Origin of the sequence: Hymenobacter sediminis, assembly GCF_003231285.1 — a bacterium.
Taxonomy (GTDB): Bacteria; Bacteroidota; Bacteroidia; order Cytophagales; family Hymenobacteraceae; genus Hymenobacter; species Hymenobacter sediminis.
Genome location: NZ_QKNS01000002.1, coordinates 279907 through 304455, shown reverse-complemented (window position 1 = coordinate 304455; position 24549 = coordinate 279907). Strand labels below are relative to the sequence as shown.

At 57.4% G+C, this 24549-nt stretch carries 17 protein-coding genes and 3 tRNA genes; 5 read left to right on the top strand and 15 right to left on the bottom strand.

Annotation, left to right across the window (positions count from 1 at the left end; translation table 11 throughout):
- Nucleotides 1-88: 88 nt before the first annotated feature.
- Complete coding sequence (locus tag DNI29_RS07845) at nt 89-1081, top strand: Ppx/GppA phosphatase family protein (RefSeq protein ID WP_202910395.1); 993 nt, start codon at nt 89-91, stop codon at nt 1079-1081.
- A gap of 161 nt (nt 1082-1242) precedes the next feature.
- Here DNI29_RS07845 and ppk1 read toward each other — a convergent pair whose 3' ends face one another.
- From ppk1 to DNI29_RS07815, 6 genes are all read right to left on the bottom strand, one after another.
- Nucleotides 1243-3528 (bottom strand): polyphosphate kinase 1, encoded by a 2286-nt coding sequence (gene ppk1 / locus DNI29_RS07840; protein ID WP_110977538.1) that lies wholly within the window; start codon nt 3526-3528, stop codon nt 1243-1245.
- 53 nt (nt 3529-3581) lie between these two features.
- Nucleotides 3582-3962 (bottom strand): RidA family protein, encoded by a 381-nt coding sequence (locus tag DNI29_RS07835; protein ID WP_110977537.1) that lies wholly within the window; start codon nt 3960-3962, stop codon nt 3582-3584.
- Nucleotides 3963-4114: 152 nt separating this feature from the next.
- Nucleotides 4115-6103, bottom strand: a complete 1989-nt coding sequence (gene gyrB / locus DNI29_RS07830; protein ID WP_110977536.1) for a DNA topoisomerase (ATP-hydrolyzing) subunit B — start codon at nt 6101-6103, stop codon at nt 4115-4117.
- 988 nt (nt 6104-7091) lie between these two features.
- Nucleotides 7092-7165: transfer RNA gene (locus tag DNI29_RS07825), tRNA-Arg, on the bottom strand.
- 47 nt (nt 7166-7212) lie between these two features.
- Nucleotides 7213-7289: transfer RNA gene (locus tag DNI29_RS07820), tRNA-Pro, on the bottom strand.
- An 81-nt stretch (nt 7290-7370) separates the two neighbouring features.
- Nucleotides 7371-7458 (bottom strand) — tRNA-Ser (locus tag DNI29_RS07815).
- A gap of 288 nt (nt 7459-7746) precedes the next feature.
- Between DNI29_RS07815 and DNI29_RS07810 the strand changes: the two genes are divergently transcribed.
- The 4 genes from DNI29_RS07810 to DNI29_RS07795 all read left to right on the top strand — a co-directional run bounded on the left by DNI29_RS07810 (nt 7747) and on the right by DNI29_RS07795 (nt 12561).
- Nucleotides 7747-8634, top strand: coding sequence for a VWA domain-containing protein (locus DNI29_RS07810; RefSeq protein WP_123823115.1), 888 nt, complete (start codon nt 7747-7749; stop codon nt 8632-8634).
- Nucleotides 8631-9596 carry a hypothetical protein gene (locus DNI29_RS07805; RefSeq protein ID WP_110977534.1) on the top strand — a complete coding sequence of 322 codons (966 nt, stop codon included), beginning with the start codon at nt 8631-8633 and terminating at the stop codon, nt 9594-9596. Before DNI29_RS07810 ends, DNI29_RS07805 begins: the two co-directional genes overlap by 4 nt.
- A 117-nt stretch (nt 9597-9713) precedes the next feature.
- A complete protein-coding gene (locus tag DNI29_RS07800; protein WP_317048746.1) occupies nt 9714-10895 on the top strand; it encodes an acetyl-CoA C-acyltransferase in 1182 nt (393 codons plus the stop codon).
- Nucleotides 10896-11112: 217 nt separating this feature from the next.
- Nucleotides 11113-12561 (top strand): toxin-antitoxin system YwqK family antitoxin, encoded by a 1449-nt coding sequence (locus tag DNI29_RS07795; RefSeq protein ID WP_110977533.1) that lies wholly within the window; start codon nt 11113-11115, stop codon nt 12559-12561.
- Nucleotides 12562-12735: 174 nt separating this feature from the next.
- Here DNI29_RS07795 and DNI29_RS07790 read toward each other — a convergent pair whose 3' ends face one another.
- From DNI29_RS07790 to DNI29_RS07750, 9 genes are all read right to left on the bottom strand, one after another.
- Nucleotides 12736-14034, bottom strand: coding sequence for a sensor histidine kinase (locus DNI29_RS07790; RefSeq protein ID WP_110977532.1), 1299 nt, complete (start codon nt 14032-14034; stop codon nt 12736-12738).
- A gap of 282 nt (nt 14035-14316) precedes the next feature.
- Nucleotides 14317-15699, bottom strand: a complete 1383-nt coding sequence (locus DNI29_RS07785; protein WP_110977531.1) for a sigma-54-dependent transcriptional regulator — start codon at nt 15697-15699, stop codon at nt 14317-14319.
- Between the two features lie 108 nt (nt 15700-15807).
- On the bottom strand, nt 15808-16944 hold the full coding sequence (locus tag DNI29_RS07780; protein WP_162303548.1) for an ABC transporter permease: 1137 nt from the start codon (nt 16942-16944) through the stop codon (nt 15808-15810).
- 88 nt (nt 16945-17032) lie between these two features.
- Nucleotides 17033-18286, bottom strand: coding sequence for an ABC transporter permease (locus DNI29_RS07775; protein ID WP_110977529.1), 1254 nt, complete (start codon nt 18284-18286; stop codon nt 17033-17035).
- On the bottom strand, nt 18276-18863 hold the full coding sequence (locus DNI29_RS07770) for an RNA polymerase sigma factor (protein ID WP_202910393.1): 588 nt from the start codon (nt 18861-18863) through the stop codon (nt 18276-18278). Before DNI29_RS07770 ends, DNI29_RS07775 begins: the two co-directional genes overlap by 11 nt.
- Before the next feature lie 26 nt (nt 18864-18889).
- Nucleotides 18890-19633, bottom strand: a complete 744-nt coding sequence (locus DNI29_RS07765) for an ABC transporter ATP-binding protein (RefSeq protein ID WP_110977528.1) — start codon at nt 19631-19633, stop codon at nt 18890-18892.
- 406 nt (nt 19634-20039) lie between these two features.
- Nucleotides 20040-21494 (bottom strand): TolC family protein, encoded by a 1455-nt coding sequence (locus DNI29_RS07760; RefSeq protein WP_110977527.1) that lies wholly within the window; start codon nt 21492-21494, stop codon nt 20040-20042.
- Between the two features lie 49 nt (nt 21495-21543).
- Nucleotides 21544-23055 carry a serine hydrolase domain-containing protein gene (locus DNI29_RS07755; protein WP_110977526.1) on the bottom strand — a complete coding sequence of 504 codons (1512 nt, stop codon included), beginning with the start codon at nt 23053-23055 and terminating at the stop codon, nt 21544-21546.
- Between the two features lie 47 nt (nt 23056-23102).
- A complete protein-coding gene (locus DNI29_RS07750; RefSeq protein ID WP_110977525.1) occupies nt 23103-24350 on the bottom strand; it encodes an efflux RND transporter periplasmic adaptor subunit in 1248 nt (415 codons plus the stop codon).
- Nucleotides 24351-24549 lie beyond the last annotated feature (199 nt).

Sequence of the window (24549 nt, the reverse complement as noted above, 5' to 3'; positions counted from 1 at the left end):
CTTTCTTTTGCTGAGCCACGTAAATAACAGCCCTACCTGCCCTGAACGGCTATATTTGCCTCATATTCTCCCGTCTTACCCCTTCTGCATGGAATATCCGCTCCTGAAACTGGCTGCCATTGACATCGGGTCCAACGCTGTACGGTGCCAGATTTCGGCTGTGCTACACTACGGCGACCGGTACCGACTCAAGCGCGTGGAGTACGTGCGCTACCCCCTCCGCCTCGGCGAAGATGTGTTTGCCACCGGCCGCATTTCAGAGAAGAAGCAAGAGAAGTTTATCAAGTTTCTGCACGCCCTGCGCCTGCTGATGGAAGTGCACGATGTAGCGCCCAATCACTACCTGATATGCGCCACGTCGGCCATGCGCACGGCTCAAAACGGCCAGGACGTAGCCGCGCGCATTCAACAGGAGCTAGGCATGACGGTGCAGGTAATTGATGGACAGGCCGAAGCTGCCTACATCAACCGGGTCATCGAAAACCTGCTCGAAGACAAAAAACACTACATCCATATCGACGTGGGTGGAGGTAGTACCGAGTTCAACATCTACCACGACCGGCGTAAAGTCGCCTCACAGTCGTTTGAGGTAGGCTCTATCCGGCGCATGCAGCAGGAAGAAGCCGGTCTGAGTACCGAGGCCATGCGCGAAACCTGGCAGCGCATGGAGGAATGGGTAACCGAAAACGCACGGCGCTACCACGTAACCCGCGCCATTGGTACGGGCGGCAACATCAACAAGCTCTACAGCATGGCCCAGCCGTCGGTAGATAAGCCTGTCACGCGCCGTCGCATTGCTACCATCCTCGACCACCTCACCTCTATGAACATGGACGAGCGGGTAAACGTGGCCCTGCTCAATCCTGACCGCGCCGACGTGATTGTACCCGCTGGTCACATCTACCTTTCGGCTATGGAATGGGCCAACGTCAGCCAGATGATTGTACCGGACATTGGGCTGAAAGATGGTATGCTCCAGACCTTGTTTGAGGAGCACTTCGACGAGTTTCGTGCAGCCGGCGACCTGAAACCGGGCCGCCCAAAAACTGCTGTGCAAAGCCGCTCCTCAGAAATTGAGTAGATGCTTCGTGTGTCGCGAGCAGGTAGCCTTGCACGTTTGTGTCAGGGCCGCGCATTCTGAGTGATTCCCTACCCCCTAAAAAACAATAAACCCTTACTTCCAGATTTGGAAGTAAGGGTTTGTTGTTTTATCTCGGTAAGTTACGCTGATAGCTACCTGGTTTATTCCAACGCGGCTTCTTGTTCGGGCTCCGGCTCGGCGCCCAGGTCCACGGCTACCGCCGTTTCATCCGAAGCATTTGGCTCGTCGTCTACCGGCACTGAAGGCGGGTTTTCGGCCGCATCAGAGGTAGCACTGGCCCGAATGGTAGCACACGACAGCCACTCGTCATAAAGCAGTGTTTCCGATACCAGCCCGAAGTTCTTATTATAGAATTCTTTGTGCACGTTAAAAGCCGGCTCTTCAGCCTCGGGCAGCCGCTGGATGTAAGCACCATCCTCGCGCATCACGTAAGTATTCTGGTTGTCCTTCAGGTTGAAATACAGAATGTTGATGGCCTCGCGCTTGAGTTGGGGGTTCACAATCAGGAACAGGGCCTCAATCCGCCGGTCGAAGGAGCGCACCATCAAGTCAGCAGAGCCAGCATATACTTTGGGTTGGCCCGCCTGATGGAAATAGAACATGCGGGAGTGCTCCAGGTAGTCGCCGACAATGCTCCGAACCTCAATGTTCTCACTGAGGCCTGCCCTACCCGGCCGCAAGCAGCAAATGCCGCGCACAATAAACCGGATGGGTACACCCGCTTTGCTTGCTTTGTAGAATTCGTCAATCATCTCCTTGTCTTCCAAGGAGTTCATCTTCATGACAATACCGCTGGGCAGACCCTTTTTAGCGTTGCGCACCTCCTCCCGAATCAGGGAGATGAGCTGCTGACGCATGTCCTTGGGCGCCGTGATGAGGTACTCGTAGTCATCAGGCTGGGAGTGCCCGGTAATTACGTTGAAGAATTCCGACACGTCGTGGCCGTACACGTCATTGGTTGTCAGCAGGCTTACGTCGGTATAAATGCGGGAGGTCTGCTCGTTGTAGTTGCCGGAGCCAATGTGCACGTAGCGCGTCACCTTCTCCCCTTCCTTCCGGATAATCATCATCATTTTGGTGTGCGTCTTGTACTTGCTCACCCCATAAATGACAAAGCAGCCCGCTTTTTCCAGCTTGGCGCCCTCCCGGATGTTGCGCTCCTCATCAAAGCGCGCCTTCACCTCAAACAGTACCGACACGTGCTTACCATTCTCGGCCGCTTTCAACAGAGCTGCCGTTACGCGCGAATCGTCAGCGAGGCGGTAAATAGTTTGCTTGATACCCAGTACGTGTGGATCTTCGGCAGCTTGCTCTAGTAGCCGCACCACCGGCTCAATGTTGTTGTAGGGGTGGTGCAGCAGCACATCGTGGTGCTTCAAGTAGTCGAAGAGGTTGTCTTCGGCACCTTCGGGCAGGCTCAGGGGCGTTACGGCAGCCGGCTGCTTGAACCCTCTGCCCCGGAAGTTTGGGTGCTTCAGAATCTGGAGCAACCCTTTGAGGTCAATGAGGGAATTGATGACGAACACGTTGCCGTTATCGATGTTCCACCGCTCGCGCAGCACTTGCATCAGCAAAGCCGAGGCGTTCGGCTCTACTTCCAGGCGCACTACCCTACCCTTCTTCCGGGTCTTCAGCCCCAGCTGAATTTCTTTGATAAAGTCCACGTCAATATCATCGGACTCCTCCAGGGTAAAGTCACCGTTGCGGGTGATGCGGAACAAGTTAGCCGATACTATTTCCACGTTGCGGAACAGCTTGGGCAGGTTGGCCCGCACAATTTCCTCAATCGGCACGAACATCACTTTGTCCTTGCGCGTGAGCTCAAAGAAGCGCGAAAGGTTCTGCGGAATCTGCACAAAGGTCAGGCGTTCCTGTCCCTTATCAGGCTCCACGTCGAGGATGCTACCAGCCCGTGTCACTACCCCGAAGATGAGCATCTGATTCATCATCAGCGGGAAGCCATGGTAGGAATCGTAGACCATGGGCGTGAGCAGCGGGAAGATGGTATTCTTGAAGTAACCATCGGCCTTTTTCAGCTCCAGCTCGGTAAGCTCCTCCATCTTGAGCACATTGAAGCCGTTCTTTTCGAACAAGGGCTTCAGCTCGTTGAGGTAAGTCAACGACTGATCGTTGATGAAGCGGTGCGCAAAATCCAGCAGCTTGCGCCGGAATGGCATCTCGCGTAGACCCGAGTAGTCAACCCGCTCCTTACCATAATCGATGTAGTTGTAGAGCGAGCCCACCCGAATCATGAAGAACTCATCGAGGTTGCTGCTGGTAATGGCTATAAAGCGCAGTCGGTCAAAGAGGGAGCGGCTGGCATCGCGCGCCTGGTCCAGCACCCGGTAATTAAAGCGTAGCCAGCTCAGGTCGCGGCTGATGTACTTGCTTTTGCGGATGAGGTCGGCGGATTTGAACAGTTTCATGCTAGGAAAAGAAAGGCCGGACAAAATACGAGCAAACGGCCGTAGAAGTATAGCTACTGCGGAATAATAGCGGTGGCTTCTATTTCCACCAGTAACCGCGGGTCGATAAGCGCACTAACCGCTAGCAAGGTAGAAGCTGGCCGGATGGACCCAAAAACTTCCCCATGCGCCCTGCCTACCGCCTCCCAATCGTCTATGCTCACCAGGAATATACGGGTCCGTACGACGTGGCTCAGCGAAGCATCTGCCGCTTGCAGCGCCTCCTCAATCTTCGCCAGTACGCGCTTCGCTTGGGTGTACGCATCGTCGCCCGTGATGGTGTCGCCATCCTGAGCAGTGGTGCCGGCTACTTCCACCACATTGCCAACCCGCACGGCGCGGGAATACCCAACGATAGGCTCCCAGGGCGCCCCGGAAGAAATAAGTTTTCGCATAGAATAAGGGGTAGGAAGGAGATTCGTCAGATTAACGCTGCACCTCCGTTTTGGGCCTAGTTATTATTCCAGGAGACAGTCAGCGGCACATCATCTGCTCTTTACATCTCAATAAAAAAGGCCCGCTTTGCAGCGGGCCTTTCCAAACTCAGTTACACATCGAGTTTCGCGTATTTGGCGTTTTTCTCGATAAAGTCGCGGCGGGGAGCAACCTCGTCGCCCATCAGCATGGAGAACAGGTGGTCAGCCTCGGCCGCCGATTCAACCGTTACTTGCTTGAGGGAGCGAGTAGCCGGCTGCATGGTGGTTTCCCAGAGCTGCTCAGCGTTCATTTCGCCCAGACCTTTGTAGCGCTGCACGTTTACCGTTTCGGGCTTTCCGCGGCCGAGTTCTTCCTGAGCGGTGGCGCGCTCCTCTTCGGTCCAGCAGTAGCGCTCCTCTTTGCCCCGCTTTACCAGGTAGAGGGGGGGTAGGGCAATATAGATGTAACCCCGATCCACCAACTCACGCATGTAGCGGAAGAAGAAGGTCAGAATCAGCGTCCGGATGTGCGAGCCGTCGATGTCAGCATCAGTCATGATGATGACTTTGTGGTAGCGCAGCTTGGCCGTGTTCAGGGCTTTGGCATCGGCTTCTATCCCTTTTTCCAGGTCAGCTGCTACCCCGAAAGTCACGCCAAGAGCCGTAATCATATTCCGGATTTCTTCGTTTTCCAGAATGCGGTGCTCTTGGGCCTTTTCTACGTTCAGGATTTTACCTCGTAGTGGCAGAATGGCCTGGAAGGCCCGGTTGCGGCCCTGCTTGGCAGTGCCACCGGCCGAGTCACCTTCTACCAAGTAAATCTCGCAGATTTCGGGGTCCGATTCTGAGCAGTCGGCCAGCTTGCCGGGCAGGGAGTTGGAACCCAGTACCGTTTTGCGCTGCACCATTTCGCGGGCTTTGCGAGCAGCAATCCGGGCTTTAGCGGCCAGAATTACTTTCTCCACGATGATGCCGGCTTCCTTGGGGTTCTCTTCCAGGTATTGGCTTAGAATCTCACCTACCACAGTATTTACTGCGCCACTTACCTCGTTGTTACCCAGCTTGGTTTTGGTCTGGCCCTCGAATTGGGGCTCGGCCACCTTCACCGAAATAACGGCCGTCAGACCTTCCCGGAAGTCTTCCCCGGAAATCTCCACCTTGGCCTTCTCTAGCTTGCCCGATTTGTCGGCATAGGCTTTCAAAGTACGAGTCAGGGCTGAACGGAAACCAGCTACGTGGGTGCCGCCCTCGTGGGTATTGATGTTGTTGACGTAGGAGAAAATATTCTCCTGGTAAGAATCATTGTACTGCAGTGCTACTTCCACCGGAGTGCTACCCTTCTCACTGATTACGTGAATGGGAGCTGGCATCAGGGCGTGGCGCTCCGAGCCATCAAGGTACTGCACGAACTCGGCCAGGCCACCCGTGGAGTAAAACTCTTCGCCCAGAAACTCTGCACCGTTTTCGCCGGGCTCCCGGCGGTCAGTGAGGGTAATGCGAATACCGCGGTTCAGGTAAGCCAGTTCCCGCAGACGGGAAGCAATGGTAGCATACTTGTACACCGATTCCGTGAAGATGGTATCGTCGGGCAGGAATTCTACCTGCGTACCGTGTTCCTCCGTCTCGCCGATTTCCTTTACCGGATACTGGGGCGCACCAATTTTATATTCCTGCTGGTACACTTTGCCATTACGGCGTACGGTTACCTTCAGGTCTTTGCTCAAGGCGTTCACGCAGCTTACGCCTACCCCGTGCAAACCGCCGGACACCTTGTAGCTGTCCTTATCAAATTTGCCGCCGGCGTGCAGCACCGTCATCACCACTTCCAGGGCCGAGCGGCCTTCCTTCTGGTGGAAATCAACGGGAATACCGCGGCCATTGTCGCGGACGGTTATGGAGTTATTTTCATTGATGGTCACATGGATCGTGTCGCAGTGGCCAGCCAAGGCTTCGTCAATGGAGTTATCGACTACTTCCCACACCAAGTGGTGCAGGCCTTTAATGCCGGTGTCGCCGATGTACATCGAGGGACGTTTGCGCACGGCTTCCAGCCCTTCGAGTACCTGAATGCTGTTCGCGGAGTACTCGGCGGGGGCTTTTTTCTCTTTGGTTTCGCTCATGTTGCGGTTGGTTCAGCGCTTAGTGCGTAAGTAGGCAAAGATACCGAAAAAATTCGGTTTTTACTAGCAAGAAGGCCGATTTACCACCCATTCTACCCAGCATTAGTAACCAAGTGCCTACTACCCTTTTTACAACCAAATCACCCTTCTATATCAAGCTACCGCACACTTAGCTCGGTTGAGCTTGCGCTGAAAATGACCTACTAGACAAACTGTTCATTTGTGCTCGACCACCACTGAAAGCAATAGTGGCTACTCCTGAATCTGACGGTCTTCCATTTTCCTGCATCGTTTGAACAGAATAAGCCCTGCCTGCCGCTGGATTTCCTCTGCAAATGGCTCGGTAGCAGCGTGAGAAAAAGCAGACGGCCAATGTTGCAGCGGCTAGTGCTAGGCCTTATTTCGTACGCCCTTTCCCTTATGTAAGGTAACACGTCCGCGAAACAGCTTTGCCAAACTCTTCCAAGTACTAAACCCCCACCCGCTATAAAAACCCAAGTGCAAGCCTGCTAGCACCTTATGAGAACAGGTAAGCCTAACCCGCTATATACCAAAGATCAACACGAGGCAAGCAAGCAGCAGAGCTACCGCCGCAAGGAGTATCCAACCCAGCTGAGCAGAAGAAATTTCATTCGGCTTTATGTGGCGCGGATTTTTAGGCATAAGCGAGAGTATTGAGGCTTAGGCTGCAGCGTATAAGGCATAAACGCATTACTCTACCCTACCGGATTGCCTATAAGTCCTCCCCTGCTTAGGTCAAAAGATGATTACCCTTCAGGATCTTACCACTTGTGAGGCATCTTGGATAATCAGATAAAATCAAGGCTACTTTTCCGCCATGGCTTTCACAATGCCGCGCGGGTCTGCTATGCTGACCAGACAATGAGACCCTGCCCTACCTGTTTCTCAGACGGCAAGCGAAAACCATTGTAGGCGCAGCAAACAAAAAAGCCACTCAGCAGCTAAGCTAAGTGGCTTAATATCAAGGTGGCCCCGATTGGATTCGAACCAATGACCGGCTGCTTAGAAGGCAGCTGCTCTATCCAGCTGAGCTACGGGGTCAAAAAACAAAAGCCGCCCGCCCCAGAGGCGGGCTGACGGCTATTGTGTGGTCGGGGTGGCAGGATTCGAACCTGCGGCCTCCTGCTCCCAAAGCAGGCGCGATACCGGGCTACGCTACACCCCGAAAAAATATGAGTTAAAAAATGTGCTTCATGAGCCTGATTCAACTCATCACGCACAATTTCTAACTCATAACTATTAAATGCGGAGAGGGGGGGATTCGAACCCCCGGTAGCCTTTAGAGCTACGGCAGTTTAGCAAACTACTGGTTTAAGCCACTCACCCACCTCTCCAGGTGGCAATACTTTCCGGCTGAAAGGTGTGCAAATATACAAGCAGAATGGAGAAACAAACCCTTTTCAAAAAAAATATCTTCCATCTTGCTACCGCAATTACCCTTGCAAGTGGCGTATTTGGTCTTATTCCCGGCGCTGCGTTGTTGCACATATCATGCCTTGCATTTTGAAAAATAGAGAGTTACCGTCGTGCTGAATTGGGCATATCCGCTGGGCTGGCCTGAGGGGCTGGCGGCCATATTTTTTTTTCTTTTGTACCTGGGCTATGTCCTGCGTACCCGACGTTTGGCGGCTCCGCTAGGCCAGAAGGGCTGGCGCTTGGGCTGGAAACTGGTGCTTAGGGCAGCTTACCTGGCCCTGCTAGGAGTTGCCTTGCTAGGGCCAGCTTACGGCGTAACCCAGCGCCCCGTCCGGACCGAGGGCAAGGATGTGTGGTTACTAGTGGACCTCTCCCGCTCGATGAACGCCCCGGATATTGCGCCTTCGCGCCTGCAGAAAGTCAAACAGGAATTAAGTGCCCTGACCAGCCGCTTTCAGGCAGATCGGCTGGGATTGATTGTATTCGCAGGGGAAGCCTATGTACAATGTCCTTTAACGTACGACCAAGCCGCGCTACAACTATTCCTCAGCACCCTACAAACATCCTTGGTACCTGCGGGCAGCACCGACCTGGCACCACCGCTGGAGCTGGTTCTACAGCGCCTCGACAGCGCGCGGGCAGGTGCGCCTACCCCCCAAGCCCGGGCCACTGCCATTGTACTAGTTACTGACGGCGAAGATTTCGGTGAAAAACTGGAAGCAACCGTACGGGTCCTGGCTCGCTCCAGCACCCGGGTCTTCCCCATTGGGGTAGGAACCACCGAAGGCAGCCGCATTCCGCAGTCGGGAGGTCGGGGCTACGTGCGCGACGACCGGGGCCGCGAGGTGGTAACCCGTTTAGCTCCAGCTCCATTGCGCCGCTTGGCGGAGCAAACCGGCGGCCAGTATTTTGAACTTACGGACCAGCGTAACGAGTTTCCGTTGCTGCTGAACGCCCTGAACCGGTTGGAAGGCCAAGCCGAACAAGTGCGAACCGTATCGGTGGCCGACAACCGGTATCGTTACCCCCTAGTGCTGGCGCTGGTGCTGATGCTGCTGGATGTAGTTATTACTGTAAAGGTGATCCGGCCATGAAAAACCTGCTTCTTGGTTCACTTCTTTTGCTTAGCACCTGGGGTGGGCTCACACGCATTCACGACCGGAATGAGGCTATTCGGGTAGGTGAGGAGGCGTATGCGCGGCGGGAATACGGGGTAGCGGCAGCAGCTTATAAAAGAGCCGCCGTGGACCTGGGCTCGCAGGATGAAGCCGTGTGGCTTAACCTAGCTCATGCCACGGCACGCGCCGGCAAGGGTGCTGAGGCCCGCCAGTACTACAGCCGCTTGGTTACCAGTAAAGAGCCTGCTATCCGGAGCGTGGCCCTGCAGCAACTAGCTGCGCTGGCCACTGGACAGGGCGACTATGTACAGGCCATTGGGTTGCTGCGCCAAGCCTTGGTAGCTAACGCCCGCAACCCAATGGCCCGCTATAACTACGAGGTGCTGCGCAACTTTCTGGGCCGACGGGCAGCCGCCCCACCTCCTCCCCCGCCGCCCGGCACGGATGGAGGGCCAACTCCGAAATCCAACAATTCTCAGTCGCGGTCCGGCACTGACGGGCCGGGGGAAGTAGCTGACCCTAGCCAACCCCAGGACCCAAGCGCTACCCCCCAGTCGCGGCCAGATATGGCGGGCCGGCCAGATGCAAATCAGCCGTCAGCTAATACGGGCAACTCGGCGGCGGGCGGTTTGCGGCCGGGCTCGGGGCAGCAGCGGAGCATGGCGCAGGGAACGGAACCCGGCTCGGTACGCGGCCTAAGCAACGCCGAAACTGGCCCCGAAGCTCCGGCGGGCTCCAGCAGCCGTGGCGGCACGGAGGCGGCTACAAATGCTGAGGCCAACATCCAGACGCAGCGGGCCCGCTTGCAACAGTTGAATCTGAGCCAGGGGCAGGCTCGGCAGATTCTGGAGGCCCTGCACGCCGCTGAACAGCAATACCTGCAGCAGCTACCCCGAAAATCTACCCAACCGCAGCCGAAAGGCAAACCTGGCTGGTAGTTTTTTGGCCATGATGTTTGGACCGAATAGAGAGGTAGGAAAAGAACCTCCCTTCTCCCCTATCGGCCGAATTTCTACCTTTACTCCACCAAGTAACCAACCCCACCCAACCTGTTTATGCAAATCAAAGAAGTTGTTATTGTTGCCGCCGTGCGCACGCCAATCGGCTCGTTCGGGGGTAGCCTCGCCTCACTGTCGGCCACGGAACTAGGCGCTATTGCGCTGAAAGGTGCCCTGGAGAAAGCCGACATTGATGGCAAAGAAGTGGACCAGGTAATTATGGGCAACGTTATTTCGGCCAACCTAGGCCAAGCGCCTGCCCGCCAAGCGGCTAAGAAAGCCGGCCTACCCGATACTGTGGAGTGCACCACCGTGAATAAGGTATGTGCTTCAGGCACCAAAGCCATCATGTTCGGAGCCCAGGCTATTATGCTGGGACAGTCGGAGGTGGTGCTGGCAGGCGGGATGGAAAGCATGTCGAACGTGCCTTACTATCTTGATAAAGCTCGTTTCGGTGCCAAGTACGGCCACGGCCAGATGATTGACGGCCTGATGAAGGACGGTCTCTGGGACCCCTACCACGATTTCGCCATGGGCGTAGCCGCTGACCGTACGGCAGCTCACTACGGCATCACCCGCGAGGAGCAGGACGCATTTGCCCAGCAGAGCTATGAGCGTAGCGCCGCTGCCGCTCAAGCTGGCAAGAAAAAAGACGAAATCGTTCCTGTGACCATCACCGTGCGCGGCAAGGAAACCGTTATCAGCGACGACGAAGAGTACACCAAGGCTGATTTCGCCAAGTTTGCCAGCCTGAAGCCGGCTTTCGGCAAGGAAGGCACCGTAACGGCCGCCAACGCTTCTACCCTCAATGATGGCGCGGCCGCCGTGCTGCTGATGAGCCGTGAGAAAGCCGAGGAGCTGGGCGTAAAACCCCTGGCCCTAATTCGAGGCTTTGCCGATGCGGAGCAGGCCCCCGAGTGGTTTACTACCTCCCCGGCCCTGGCCATTCCGAAAGCCCTGAAGCACGCCGGTCTGGAAGCCAAGGATGTCGATTTCTACGAAATCAACGAGGCTTTCTCGGTAGTTTCGCTGGCTAACAACAAGCTACTGGAGCTGGAAGGCACCAAGGTGAACCCCTACGGCGGTGCTGTGTCGTTGGGTCACCCGCTCGGCGCTTCGGGTGCGCGCATTGTTACTACCTTGGTAAACGTGCTGCACAATGAAGGCGGTAAGATTGGGGTAGCCGGCATCTGCAACGGTGGTGGTGGCGCAAGCTCCCTCGTTGTGGAGAAGCTCTAATCACGGATTTTTCGGATTGTACGAATTTCGGTAGCGAAAACGCTCGTCTGAGTTTACTAAGGCCCTGCTGCATCTTTTGCGGCAGGGCTTTTGTTTGGGGGCTGGGGTAGCTGAGGCAACAAGTAACAGAGCTTTGATCGAAGCCTGGTGGTTACGCCTACCCCCTTTGCTTGCCCCAAACCAAAAATACTTTCTGATTTACCGCGTTCTTGCGCCTATGAAACGACTCATCCTTGCGCTGCTGCTCCTGACTTCTATGGCCGCTCAGGCTCAGAAGCTGCGGCGCCTCACCACCTATTTCGACTCTACTAACACGCACAAACGCGAAATATTTTCGGCCGTAGTGGGCCCTGACACCGTGATGCAGGGGCCTTACAAGCGGTTTTACTACTCTGGCAAGCTGGAAGCACAAACCCGCTACACCAACGGCAAGCGCGACTCGGCCTACGTCGAGTTTCACCCCAACGGCGGCCGTCGCCTGGAAGTAACGTATCAACAAGGCGTGCGCCAAGGGCCCTTCAAGACGTTCTACGACAATGGCAAGGTAGCCCAGGAAGGCTCTTATGAGGAAGATGAACCTAATGGGACGCTGCGCTACTACCACCCCAACGGCGAGGTGAAGCTAGAAACCTCCCTCGACCATGGGCAGCCAGCTGGCACCATCCGGGAGCTGTATCCCTCGGGTAAGCCCCGCGCGGAAATCACCTACCAGAACGGGCAGGCCAATGGCCCCGTGAAAACTTTCTACGAGAACGGACAGCTCCAGAGCGAGGGCGTGTTCAGCAAAGGTCTGCTGGCGGGGCCCTACAAAACTTACTACAATAACGGCCAGATAGAAACCGACGTGCAGGCCGACAAATCGGGGCGCGGCAGCTACCGTAGCTACTACCGCTCCGGCAAGCTGCGCACTGAGGGCACCTATGCGCCGGCCACTTTAGTAGGCCGGGCCGTGAAAAACCCGCTGGCCGATGACCTTACCAAGCAAGCCAAAAACCTGGCCGGCGGCACCAGCAACCTCGATGGTCCGGCGAAATCATACTATGAAAGCGGGGCCGTAAAAAGCACCCAAACGTACCGCCAAGGCGTGCTGGTAGGCACCCAGCAGGATTACTATGAGTCGGGGAAGGTGCAGCAGAAGATTGAGTATGCCAACCAGGGCCGCGACCGGAAAATTACTGGCTACTACGAGGATGGCCTACCTAAAGAGGAGCAGCAGTACAAAAACGGCATTCCGGCAGGTACCTGGCGCAGCTTCCACCCCGGTGGCAAACAGGTACAGAAACAGGAAACGTACGTGAACGGCAAACTAGCCGGCGAGCAGCTCACTTACTACCCCACTGGCACCGTGCAAAGCAAGCTGACGTACGAGGCTGGCAAAGCTACCGGGCTGGGTCAGGAGTACTACACCTCTGGCAAGCTCAAAGCCGAAACCACCTACGTGAAGGGCCTGAAGATGGGCCCCTACCGCCAGCTACGCGAAGATGGTACCCCGGAAGTATCCGGCGCTTTCCGCAACGGCAAGGAAACCGGCGTGTGGAGCTACTTTGAGGCGGATGGCAAAACCGTGCGCGAGAAAAAAACTTTCCGCAACGGGCAGGTGGCACCAGCCGGCGCGCCTACCCCAACTCCCGCCCGCAAACCCGCTGCACCGGTGAAGCGGAAATAAGAAGCTAGGAGGTATTGCCAGAACTGTCATTTCAAGCGGAATGAGGAATTTGGGTTGCTATTGAACGGCTTACCCCAGATTCTTCTCCTCGCTTGAAATGACCGTTTTACTTATGGGCTGCTCTTAAACCGACCCGATATTCCGACTAGCACAACAAGTCAACTTCATCGGCACTTAAAACCGGATAGTGAAGGCCGTGCGGCCATTTTCCTGCGTTTCTAGGCTGAACGAGAAGTTGTGCTGAAGCAGAATGTCCCGAATAAGGGTCAGGCCAATGCCTTGACCGTCACGCTTGGTGCTGAAGAAAGGCGTGAACAGTCGGCGCTGCACTTCAGGCGGAATGCTAGAACCATCGTTTTCGATGATAAGCTGCGCGGGTTGCTGCTGGGTGCGTACCCATAGGTTGCCGTTTTCGCCAATAGCTTCCAGCGCATTTTTACAGATGTTCAGCAGAGCCTGCTCCAGCTGTAATGGGTCCAGATTGACTACCAGAGCCCCCGGTGCCAACTCGCAGTGCCACTGAATGCGGCGGCGCTCCACCTGCACATGCAGGAGCCGCTGGGTGGTGCGAAGCAACTCGTGCACATCGGTGGGCTGGCATTGCGGCGCGGGCAGGCGCACTAGGTTAGCGAAGTTGGCAATGAAGTTGGCAAGGTGAGTATTGCGCCCGATAGACACATCCAAAGCCTCCGTAAAGTCGGGCTGGTCGTCGGGGCGGAGCTGGGGGGCGTAGTAGTGGAAGCTCTGCAGGATAGAATTGATGGCACCGATGGAGTTGTTGATTTCGTGCGACATCATCCGAATTAGCTTTTCATAGGCCCGCTTCTCCTGCCGGATCAGGTCCTGCGTCAGCTCTTCCAGCAATATAAACTGGCGCGTAAAGCCCCGATCCACGAAGCGGGAGCAGTGGGCGCGGTAGGTCTGGATGCCGGAGAGCTGCACCACCTGCGGCCCTTGGCTGGAAAGCCCGGCCAGGGCTACCCCCCAGTCGCCGGGCAACTGGGCAGGTTCCTGCCCCAGTAGTTGCTGAGCCGGGAGGCCCAGCATCCGTTCGGCGGCGGGGTTCACGCCCTCAATTCGTCCATCAAAAGACAGGAGCAGCACCCCAGCGGGCGAGGCTTGAATCAGGCTTTCGAGCAAATAACTTTTCTCGTGCTGGGTTACCCGCTTCCGGCGCAGCTCGTCAATCATGTGGTTGTACACATCAATGAGCTGATCCATCTCGCGCTGCCCCACGGGCACAAATTTCATCGAGAAATCCTTGATCCGAATGGCCTCGGTGCCGGCCGCAATCAGCTGAAATGGTCGCACAAAGCCCCTGTATAGCTGTACTGTCAAGATAATACTGATCAGCAGCAGCACTTCCAGCCCCACGAACAACGGCGCATTTGTGCGCATTACCTGCCCCGCCAGCACAATCAGCACAGCATGAATCAGGGTAACGAAAAGCAGGAATTTGACGCGCAGGGTCATGCAGGTAGAATAATCATAGAGCGCTAAGCTAGATGTAAATAGTAGTTCTAGCTTAGCACCCTTAGCAGAAGATAAGGCGGTTGAATGGTCTAGAACAACTATAGAAGGACGTCATGTCGAGCGGAGTCGAGACATCTCGCTTGAATCGTTGAGGTAGCATTGCAACATCAGCACGCGAGATGTCTCGACTTGGCTCGACATGACGTCCTGTTTAAATAACGATTATCAACCACCCCTAGCCCCTTATCAAATGAGGGTAGCTGGCCTAAGCCACTATACCCCCTACTCTGCGTCGAAGGGTATAGCGTACTTTTCCAGCCGGCGGTAGAGGGCCCCTCGGCTTAGGCCCAACGCTTTGGCTACGCGGCTGATGTTGCCGCCGTAGTGTTCCAGGGTGCGCCGAATCATTTGAGCCTCCAGCTCATCCAACGTCATGGTGCCAGGCTCTGGTAGCTCGCCGGTTTCGGCGGGGCGCGGGGGTAGGCGCTGGAACTGAGCCTGAAAATCCTCGGGGCCCAGTTCGTCTTTGCCACTCACGAGCACGGCGCGCTCCACTAAATTTTTCAGCTCCCGGATGTTGCCGGGCAGCGGCTGCTCCTGCAGCCAGTGCTGGGCCCTGACGCCTACTTTCAGGGACGGGCGGTTGTAGGTGGCGCGCAATCCATCTACAAAGTGTTGCACCAGCAGCGGAATATCCTGGGGCCGCTCGCGCAGGGCGGGCAGGCGCACGGTAATCAGGTTAATGCGGTAGAACAAGTCCTCCCGGAAGCGGCCCTGCTGCACCATTTCGGCCAGGTTGCGGTTGGTGGCGCAAATCACCCGGATGTCGAGGCGGCGGGGCTTACTGTCGCCGAGCACTTCGTAGGTGCGGTCTTGGAGCACGCGCAGCAGCTTCACCTGGCTGCTGAGGTCCAGCTCCCCGATTTCATCCAGGAAGATGGTGCCGCCGTTGGCCAACTCAAAGCGACCCACGCGGTCGGTTTTAGCATCGGTAAAGGCCCCGCGACGGTGCCCGAACATTTCGCTTTCAAACAGAGAGGCTGAGATACCGCCCAGGTTCACCTTCACGAAGGGCTGGCGGCGGCGCTGGCTGTTCTGGTGCACGGCCTCGGCAATCAGCTCCTTGCCCGTCCCCGATTCGCCCTCAATCAGCACAGAGGCATCGGTGGCGGCTACCTGTCCTACGTTGCGCAACACCTGCAGCAAGCGTGCATCCTGGCCTACAATGCCCTGGAAGTTGTACTGCTTATCGAGCTGGCGACGCGTGAGAATGCTAGGGTCGGTTTCCTCGTCGGGCTCGTGCAGGGCCAGAATAGTGCGGATGGTTTGCAGCAGGGAATCGTTGTTCCAGGGTTTGGTCACGAACTCGGCGGCGCCGGCCTTCATGCCTTCCACCGCCAAGGCGATGCTACCCCAGCCGGTAATCAGAATCACGGGCAGGGCCGGTGCTAAGCGCTTCACCTGGCCCAGCAGCTGTAGGCCGTCGTGGCCGCTGGTTTCGAGGGAGAAGTTCATGTCCATTAGCACGAGGCGCGGGGCAGCTTCCTGCACCACACGCAGCGCTTCCTCTGGCGTTGCTACACTTTTGGTGGGGTAGCCGGCCTGTTTCAGCAGTAGCCCCAGGGAAGTGCGGACAGCTATATCGTCGTCAACTAGTAGTATCATAGCTCAGAGCACGAAGGACGGAATTTGGGGTATAAAAGAAAATCCCGGGGGGAGTAGCAGATGGGTGGCCGGTCTTTATCGTAGTGCGCAAGCGTGACTTAGCCGGGCTTATTCTTCGCGGAGCGCAACTGCCGGATGAATGCCGGCCGCCTGCCGGCTGGGCTGGAATGCGCAGATGGCCGTGAGCAGGAAAATCAGGGCGGTAGCCAGCACCATGGCCATAAAATACACCGGCGCGGGCAGGCCAAACACGCCCAACAAGGGAAACTGCACGGCCAAGGCCCAACCGCCGATAACGCCCAGCGTAGTCACAACCAGCATTTCGCCCAGAAACTGCCCGCTGATGTTGTTGCCGGTGGCCCCCAAGGCCCGCCGCAATCCAATTTCGGATTTGCGCTGGCTGATGTTGAACCACAGCACCCCGAACAAGCCTAGCGCCACATTCAGAATCAGGAACACCCCTACCATACCCAGGGCAATGAGGGGCGTCATCACGAACTTCATCTTGTCCTTGCGGTTTTCGGCCAAGGTGTTCACGTTGGCGTCCCAGCCCTTGGTTACGGCCTTGATTTTGCGAACCAGCTGCTGCTCCAGCACGGCGGCGCTGCCGGGCTGCACGCGCACCAGCAGAATTGGTTGCTCGTTGTTACCTAACCGGGCTGTATCCTGCAGCGCACGCCGGGAGAATAAGACTGGCTCGTCAGCGGCGAAGTCGCTGCCAGAGCGGTAGGCATCTACTACACCTACCACTTGCCATTCCTCGTCGTGCTTCTCATTGGTCATGACTTTACCCACCGGCGACTCATTCCCGAACATCGCCTTCGCAAACCGCTGGTTCACAACTACCAGATGACGGGAGGAGGCATCGTCGCGGCGGTCAAACCAGCGGCCGGCCACCAAATTTAGGCCTAACACACGCACCATTTCATCGTCGGCATCATAATACTCCGTCAGGGGAGCCTGCTTGTCTTTGTAGAAATACTCGTCGGTGTTCATGTTGCTGAACGAGAACGGTGTATTGTCGCTGGTCCAGGTAACGGCCGCCACACCGGGCGTGGCTTTCAGCTCCTGCACCAGCCGCTGGAGCGTTTCCTTCCGATTAATGGTATCCTGACCGGGGTTGATGCTGAACTCCCACACATTGTCCGAGGTAAAGCCCATGGGCTGACGGTAGTTGTAGTAGTTGTTCACCAGCAGTACGCTCACCACGAACAGCACGAAAAACGAGAGGAGGATTTCGGCCATCAGCAGGAAGTTTGACCGCTTACGGTTCCAGATCAGGGTAAACAGGTGACGTATCATGTGATTCTACTTTTTACACCTTGTGCATGAATTACTTACTACCTCCCTTCAGGGCCTGAACCGGCTGCAGCCGCGACATTTTGAAGGCCGGATACACGCCCGAGAGCACGCCGAAAAGCAGCGTCACGAGCAGGGCACAGCCGAAAATCCGCCAGTTCAGCTCGAAGTGGGCGTAAGCCAGTATCTGGGAACCGCCAATGAGTTGCAAGGCCCCGTATGCCAGGAGCAGACCCAGCAAGCCGCCGATGGCCGTGAGGAAAATATTTTCGACCAGAAATTGCCCAATAAGGGTGCGGCTGGTTGCTCCAAACGCCTTCCGAACCCCAATTTCAGAGGAGCGCTCCATGATGCGGCTCACATTGATGTTCACTAGGTTCAGGGCGGGTAGCATCATGAACAGCAAGGCAATACCCGAGAGAATAGAGAACAGCAGCGTTAAGCCATCGGAGGTGTAATCGGTGAAGGGGTTCATGAGCTGCCGCGAAAAAGAGGCCAGCAGCGGCTCGGCGTGCATTTCCATATACTTCATGTTCTTCGGGTCGGGCAGCGGCACGCGCTTCACCATTCGGTCGAACTCAGCCTGCACGGACGGTATATCCGCTTCCGATTTCACCTGAATGATAGCGGCATAATCGCCGTTGAGCTGCACGCGCTGCAGGTCGTTGGGGCTGGTAGTCAGGGGCACCCACACATCGGCGTAGGAGCTGAAGCGCATCGCCGGCACATCCTCCACCACGCCTTGCACGCGGTAGTTGGTCTGGTTGACTTCAATAGAGCGGCCTACTACCCCCGTGTCAGTCCCGAAGTACTTGCGGGCCGTGGCGCGGTTGATAACGGCCACCCGCGCCGCCGATTTTACTTCGCTCTCTCCGAAAGGCTTGCCTTCATGAAAGGTAAAATCCAGCACCTGCCAAAATACCTCGTCGGTGTACTTCAGATCCAGGTCGAGGCGGTTATTCCCGACGTAGCTGGGCGTGGAGTGAAAGTTGGAGTACACGGCCACCTTCTCGGGCGTTTTGAGGGGGCGCACGTACTTATCAAGCAGGTAGTAGCTAGGCGGCGAGTTCTGGTTGCCCCCGCTCGTCCAGCGGACGTGCATGAAGTTGACGAACAGCATCTTGTTGAGGCGGGTTTCGGGAGCATGCGCGCCCACTAAGTGGTCGAACATAGCCGCCACTACCAGCAGCACCATGAGCGTGAAGCTGATGCCGAACAGACTGATAAAGGTGAAGAACTTGCGGCGCAGCAAGACTTTCCAGGCAATTTTAAGGTAGCTAAGCAACATGAGCGTGGGCGTAGGAAGTAGAAAAGAATGAATGAAGCGCGGCCACCTGCCGCTGCAGCACCGCGCGTGCCTTGCTGAGCTGCGACTTGCTGGTGCCTTCCGAAATGCCGAGCAGCGCGGCAACTTCGGGGTGAGTGTAGCCCTCTAGGGCGCAGAGGTTGAACACGGCCCGGTAGCCGGCGGGCAGTTCCTGCACCAGCCGGAGCAGGTCGGCCGCTTGCAGCTCCACATCGGCGCCAGGCAAGTCGGTGGCCAGGTGACCGGTGTAGCAGTCCTCCAAGCTAAGCGTAAGAGTTTCGCGGCGGCGCAGGTAGCTCAGGGTCTCGTGCACCAGTATGCGGCGCACCCACCCTTCTAGGCTTCCCTTGCCCTCGAACTGACCCAGGCAGCGAAACACCTTCACAAAGCCCCGAGCCAGCACATCTTCGGCATCGAACTCGTGGCGCAGGTAGCGTAGGCAGAGAGCCAACATCTTCGGGGCGAAGCGTTGGTACAGCTCATGCTGGGCTGCGGCGCTACCCCTGCGGCAGGCGGCAACCAGATCCGTATCGGAAAGTGGGCGGGCTAGCATTTTCATACTGGCAAGGGGTAGGGAAAACCGGCCTAGCTTACCTGGCTACCGTCGAAGAAGCGGATGAGGCGTTGGGTTTTGTGGGCCTGCTGCTCGTCGTGGGTCACCATCACGATGGTGGTTCCGTCCTGCTGATTCAGGCCCAGCAACAGGTCCATGATTTCCTCCCCCATCACCGAGTCGAGGTTGCCGGTGGGCTCGTCGGCCAGGATGATTTCGGGGCGGCCGGCCAGGGCGCGGGCAATGGCCACGCGCTGGCGCTGCCCGCCGGAAAGCTGACTGGGAAAGTGATTGGTGCGGGCGCTCAGGCCTACCTTATCGAGGGCGGCGTAGGCCCGCTCCCGGCGCTCCTTGCCGCCTATGCCTTTGCGGTAGAGCAGGGGCAGTTCCACGTTATCAAGCACTGAGAGGTCGTTGATGAGGTGGTAGCTCTGGAACACAAACCCGATTTTGTGGTTGCGCAGCGCGGCCAGCTCCTTATCGGAGTACGACTGCACCGGACGGCCATCCAACTCAATCACGCCGCTGGTGGGCTCATCGAGCAGGCCCATAATGCTGAGCAGAGTCGATTTCCCGCAGCCCGAAGGCCCCATGATGGACACGAACTCACCTTTGTTGATGGTCAGGTTTACCCGGTTCAGGGCTACCGTTTCAATGGTTTTGGTCTGGTATACTTTCTCGATGTCGCGCAGCTGAATAACCGGCTGGCTGGCAGCCGCGAGGGGTGCGCCGGTAGCCTGGGGCCGCACGGCCGATTGGGCGAGGATGTTTTCCATAGGTAGGAAGGCGGAAGAGAAGATGAGGAAGGTGCTGGAAGAGTGTCCGGTTTTGAGCCATGCCCTACCCGGAGTACAGTAGGATAGCCAAGCAGTGTACCAATTTTATAAATGTTTATTAATCAGTGTTTTATCTCATTATAATAAATAACACATTAAGCAAAATATGTCCATTTCCGGACAGGGTGTTCGTTCTTAAAAGTGCATGTATTCATCTGCTTTCTTATCTGTCATCCTGAGCAGCGCGAAGGACCTCTACAGAAGGTAATTTTTGGTTACTCACGGTAGAGGTCCTTCGCGCTGCTTATGATGATAAGGGTGAAGCTGAAAACCTTTAAATATCACCGCCCTACCCCTCTTCAGATAGCTGAAGGAGGTAGGGCGGTGATTCGAGCCTAGGTTTCGGCTACTTCGCGGCCAGAGGCAGTTGCCGCTCGAAATCATAAAGCGTGAGGGCGCGTAGGCGGTAGTGAGCCACCCAGGCGGCGCGCAGGGCCAGAATGTAGGCGCGGCGGGCCTGGTCTTTCTCGGCGGAAGCAATGGTAAGGTCGGTGAGGCTGATGCGGCCGACTTTGTAGGTAGCCTGGGCTATGGTGTAGCGCTGCTGAGCCAGAGAATCGGCGCGGGCCGAGAGGTGTAGCTGCTCCCCGAGGGTAGCGAGTTGGGTGGCCTGCACCTGCACGTTCAGCTCGAAGGAAGTTTCCTCCTGGGCTACATCGGTTTGCACCTGGCGGCGGGTCAGCTCGGCGGTTTTCACAATGGATTTTTGCTTGCCCCAATCCACCAGGGGTAGGGCAAACGTGAGCTGCACCTGCTGCTGGTTTTGCAGGGCCAGGTACGTATCCCAGAGGTTGCCGGCCTGGTTTACGTAGCCCAGGTTAGCCGACAGCGTGGCCTGAAAGCCTGTGGTGCCGCGGGCCAGGGCTACCTCCCGCTCGGCCTGCAACAGCCGCCGCCGGAAGGCCAGCACCGCGCTGCGGTTCTGGCGGGCCTGGGCCAGGGCCTGCTCGGCGGGCACCACCAGGCGCGGGGCGGCGGCCGGTACCGCCAGCCGCAGGCTGGCGGCTTGCAGCCCGGTGTAGCTCTGCAAGCTCACGGCGGCATTCTGGGCATCGAGCTGGCCCTGGGCCATAGCCTGGCGGGCGTTCAGCAGGTTTAGCTCCAGCCGCAGCAGGTCGCTTTGGGAAAGGCGGCCGAGCTGGTAGCGCTCCTTCCCAATCCGCAGCAGCTCCTCGTTGGCCTGCACGTTTTGGCTGGCTACCTCGGCGTTTACCTGCTGTTCCAGCACATCAAAATACAGCTCCGTAATGCGCTGGGCAATGGTTTCGCGCTCCTCCGCGTACTGGCGCTGGCTTTCCTCGTAGCGCAAGGGCTCAATGCGCCGGTCCCACTTCAGGCTGTTGAACTTGCCCAGCGGCTGCGTCAGGCCTATGGCTACGGGCTGGTTGTTGTAGCGTTTCAGGCGGCCGTTGAAATCATCGAAGCGCTGCACCTCGGAGGCCACAAACACCTGCCCGCCCGTCAGGCCAATGTTCTGGGTTACCGACAAGGCCAGGTTGGAGTTGTTGATGCGCACTGCCCGGAAGTCAATGGTGCCATCGGGCTGCACTACGGGTGTCACGGCACGGTTGAAGTCCGGTAGGGTGCCCTGCAGCCCCAGCTGAGGGCGGTAATTGGCCTGGTAAGTGCGCCACACCCAGTAGCTTTTGTCGCGGGTGGTTTGGGTTTGCTTAGCCGCCGCTGATTGGTTCAGGGCCAAGTCGATGACGCTGGGCAAGGTCAGGGCAGGAGCCGGGGCCTGCGCAGCGGCCGGTTGGTGCAGGAGCCCTACTACGGGCAGCAGCCACAGGAAAGGCTTCATGGCTTAGAGATATTCATATAACATGGGCGCACAGGGCAACAGTACAAGCCTAGCGCACCGACTTCGTCAGGCTGGCGCTGGCCACGGGGGGTAGCTCCTGCTTCAGGTACTGCTCCAGCTGGGTCAGACGGCTTTGGCTGATGTTCTCATTTACCAGCAGCACAATGCCCAGCTTCTGCTCGGGGTACAGCACAAAGCGCGTGTTAAAGCCAATAGACTGCCCATCGTGGTAAACCCGGCTGCTGCCGTTGGTATCGGTGTCCAGCATCCAGCTCAGGCCCATGCCAAACTCCCCCTCAGCGCCGTGGGTGCGCTGGTGAGCCAGGCGCACGGCCGGCTCACGCTCCGCCAGGTTGGCCGCGGCATATTTCAGCAGGTCGGCGGCGGTGGAGCTCATGTTGGGGCCACCCCAGTAGCCGGTGTAGTTGGGGTGCTGCTGGGGCTGCTGGCGTTTGTCGTAGCCGGTGGCGTAGCGCTGGTGCTCGGTGGCCGACAGGACACGCTTAGTATCGGCCATGCCAAAGCGGGTCCGGACGTACTTGGTCACGAGCTGCTCGTAGGGCTGCTGGTACACGCGCTCCAGTAGCAGCTGCAGCACCAGCATGGCTACCCCGTTGTAGAGGTAAGTGGTGCCAGGCTTCGTAGCCAGCTGAAACTGGTGCATGTCGCGCAGCAGGCTATCGGCAGAATACTGGTTGTAGTAAGCCGTTCTTTCCACCAGGCTCAGCTTGCTTTGCCACTCCTTCCGGGCCGGGCTGTACACCTGAGCCGTGGTGGGCATGCCGGAGGTATGGTTCGCCAAGTGCAGCACCCGGATAGGCTCCCCTTCGAAGGCCAGATTGGGGTAGGAACCCGGCAGGTACTTCCGGATATCATCGTCAAGTTTCAGCTTTTTATCCAGCACGGCCTGCGCCAGCAGCGTTCCTACAAATGTTTTCGCCACCGAACCCAGGTCGTAGTAGGTAGCGGCAGTCGGCCGGTGACCCGAGCCTTTTTCTACTTCGCCGTAGTTATACACCGACATTTTACCGCCCTGGTAAATACCGATGGAAAGGCCGGCCGCATCAGGATGCTGCATGTAGAGTGTGGCGGCGCGGTGCACGGCCTGGTCCAGTGGGCTTTGCTGGCGGTTGTCCGTCAGGGCCGGGGTAGTGCGGGCGTTGGGCTGGGCAATGAAATCGGAAATGAAGTAGTCATCGAGCACACCCGGAACCGACGATACCAGCATCACGCGCAGGTTTTGCTTTTCGCCCCGCCACTCAAACTCGTGGCGCTTGCCTTGCTCACGCAGCGGCACGGTGGCCGTAATTCGGCCGGTTTTGGCTTTCAGGCCTGTCAGGAATTTGGTCATGCTACCCGCAGCTTCCACCTGGCGCAGGGCCGGGCTGCTGTAAGCTTCACTCGCCTTAAAATCGTCGCGGTTGAATTGGGCAATCAACGAGTCGTTGAACTGCTGGTAAGAAGTAAAGGCGGGAGCCTGGACCTGGGCTTGGGCAGACAAGCCGCACAGCGTTGAAACGGAGAAGGCCAGGGCGGTTGTCAGGGAGCGAAGGGGTAGCATGGGATAGAAAGGAGTATGAGTTTGTATGGATCAGCTTGGCGGAAGAACTAGTCTTGAATGGTCAGCTCGGGGGTTTCTGCATGGTCCTTCATGTCGGACACAATGACTTCCTCCCCGGCCCCGAGGCCCCCGGTTATCTGCACGTAGTCGAAGTTGCTTTCCCCGAACCGCACGGTGCGGCGCACGGCTTTACCGTCCTGCACTACAAACACGGGCTGCTCTTTGCCTCCTTGGTAGAAAGGGCCGTTTTTGACGCGCACCACGTTGTGCAGGGATTTGGTTACCACAAATACATCGGCTCGTAGGTTGGCGCGCAGGGCGGGGTGGTGGTCCTGGGTCAGGGCGGCGTAAAACGTAACTACCCCCTTCTCCACGGCCGGGCTGATGGTGCTGATGACGCCGCGCAAATCGGTGCCGTTCACCCGAATAACTACCGGGTCCTGGAGGTGCAGAGCATCGGCGTAGGTATCGGAAATGGTGGCGCGCACCCGGAAGCGGCTTAGGTCGGCCACGCGTGCCAGGGGGTCGCCGGCCTGCACGGTAGTGCCCAGGTCCTCGTTTACCCAGGTGAGCACGCCGGGCTGCTGGCTGCTGATGTTGGCCTGCTGCAGCTTGCCGGCCAGCTCGGCAATGCTACGGTCCTGAATCTGCATGGTAAAGCCCAGCTCGCGCACATCGGCGGCGTTGGCGGCGCGCTGGTTCCGGATTTGTTCCCCGAGGCGCTGCAGCTCCAACTGGGCTACCCGCAAGTTCAGCTCGGCCTGGCGTACGCTCTCGGCGGTGCCGCCCCCAATCTTGAGCAGGTATTGCTCGTCGCGCAAGGCCGACTGCAGGCTCCGCACCTTCACTTGCTGCACCTGCTCCTGGGAGCGAAGGTCGTTGAGGGCTTTTTCGAGGCTGAGTTGGAGTTGGCCGTTTTTGTTGCGGTTCTGCTGCTGCTCATCATGGAGCTTGGCCAGCGCCGTGTTGGTCAGCTCCTTGTCTAGCTCCAGAATGGTTTGGCCCGGCTGCACCTTGCTGCCCACGGGCACCGCTACCCGCCGGATGGTGCTTTGAATGGGGCTGGTAATTACAGCTTCGTGAGCGGGGATAATGACGCCGGCAGCCGTGAGCGAGGCTTCCACGTCGCCAGTTTCGGTGAGGGCCGTCAGGATGCTGCTGCGGTTGAGGCTGGGCTTGAGCACGCTGCGAAAAGCCAGCAGGCTAGTTGCCAGCGCCACCAGAATGCTTACCCCTATCAGCCAACGGCGGCGCTGGCGGCGAGACTGAGTAGTAGAAGATATAGCTCTGTCCATTTTCGTACAGGAAGGAAAGGGATTCCTGTACTGTCAGCCAAGGGCCGTGCCATTTATACAAATCATTAACAATCAATATCTTATTATCTAAATAACTATTCAACGCTTTAAGAAATATGTCCATAAATGGACATGCTGTTCGGAAACGAAGTGCGGCGTGAGTAATTGGGCAACTGCGGTTAAAGTAGGCAGTCGTATC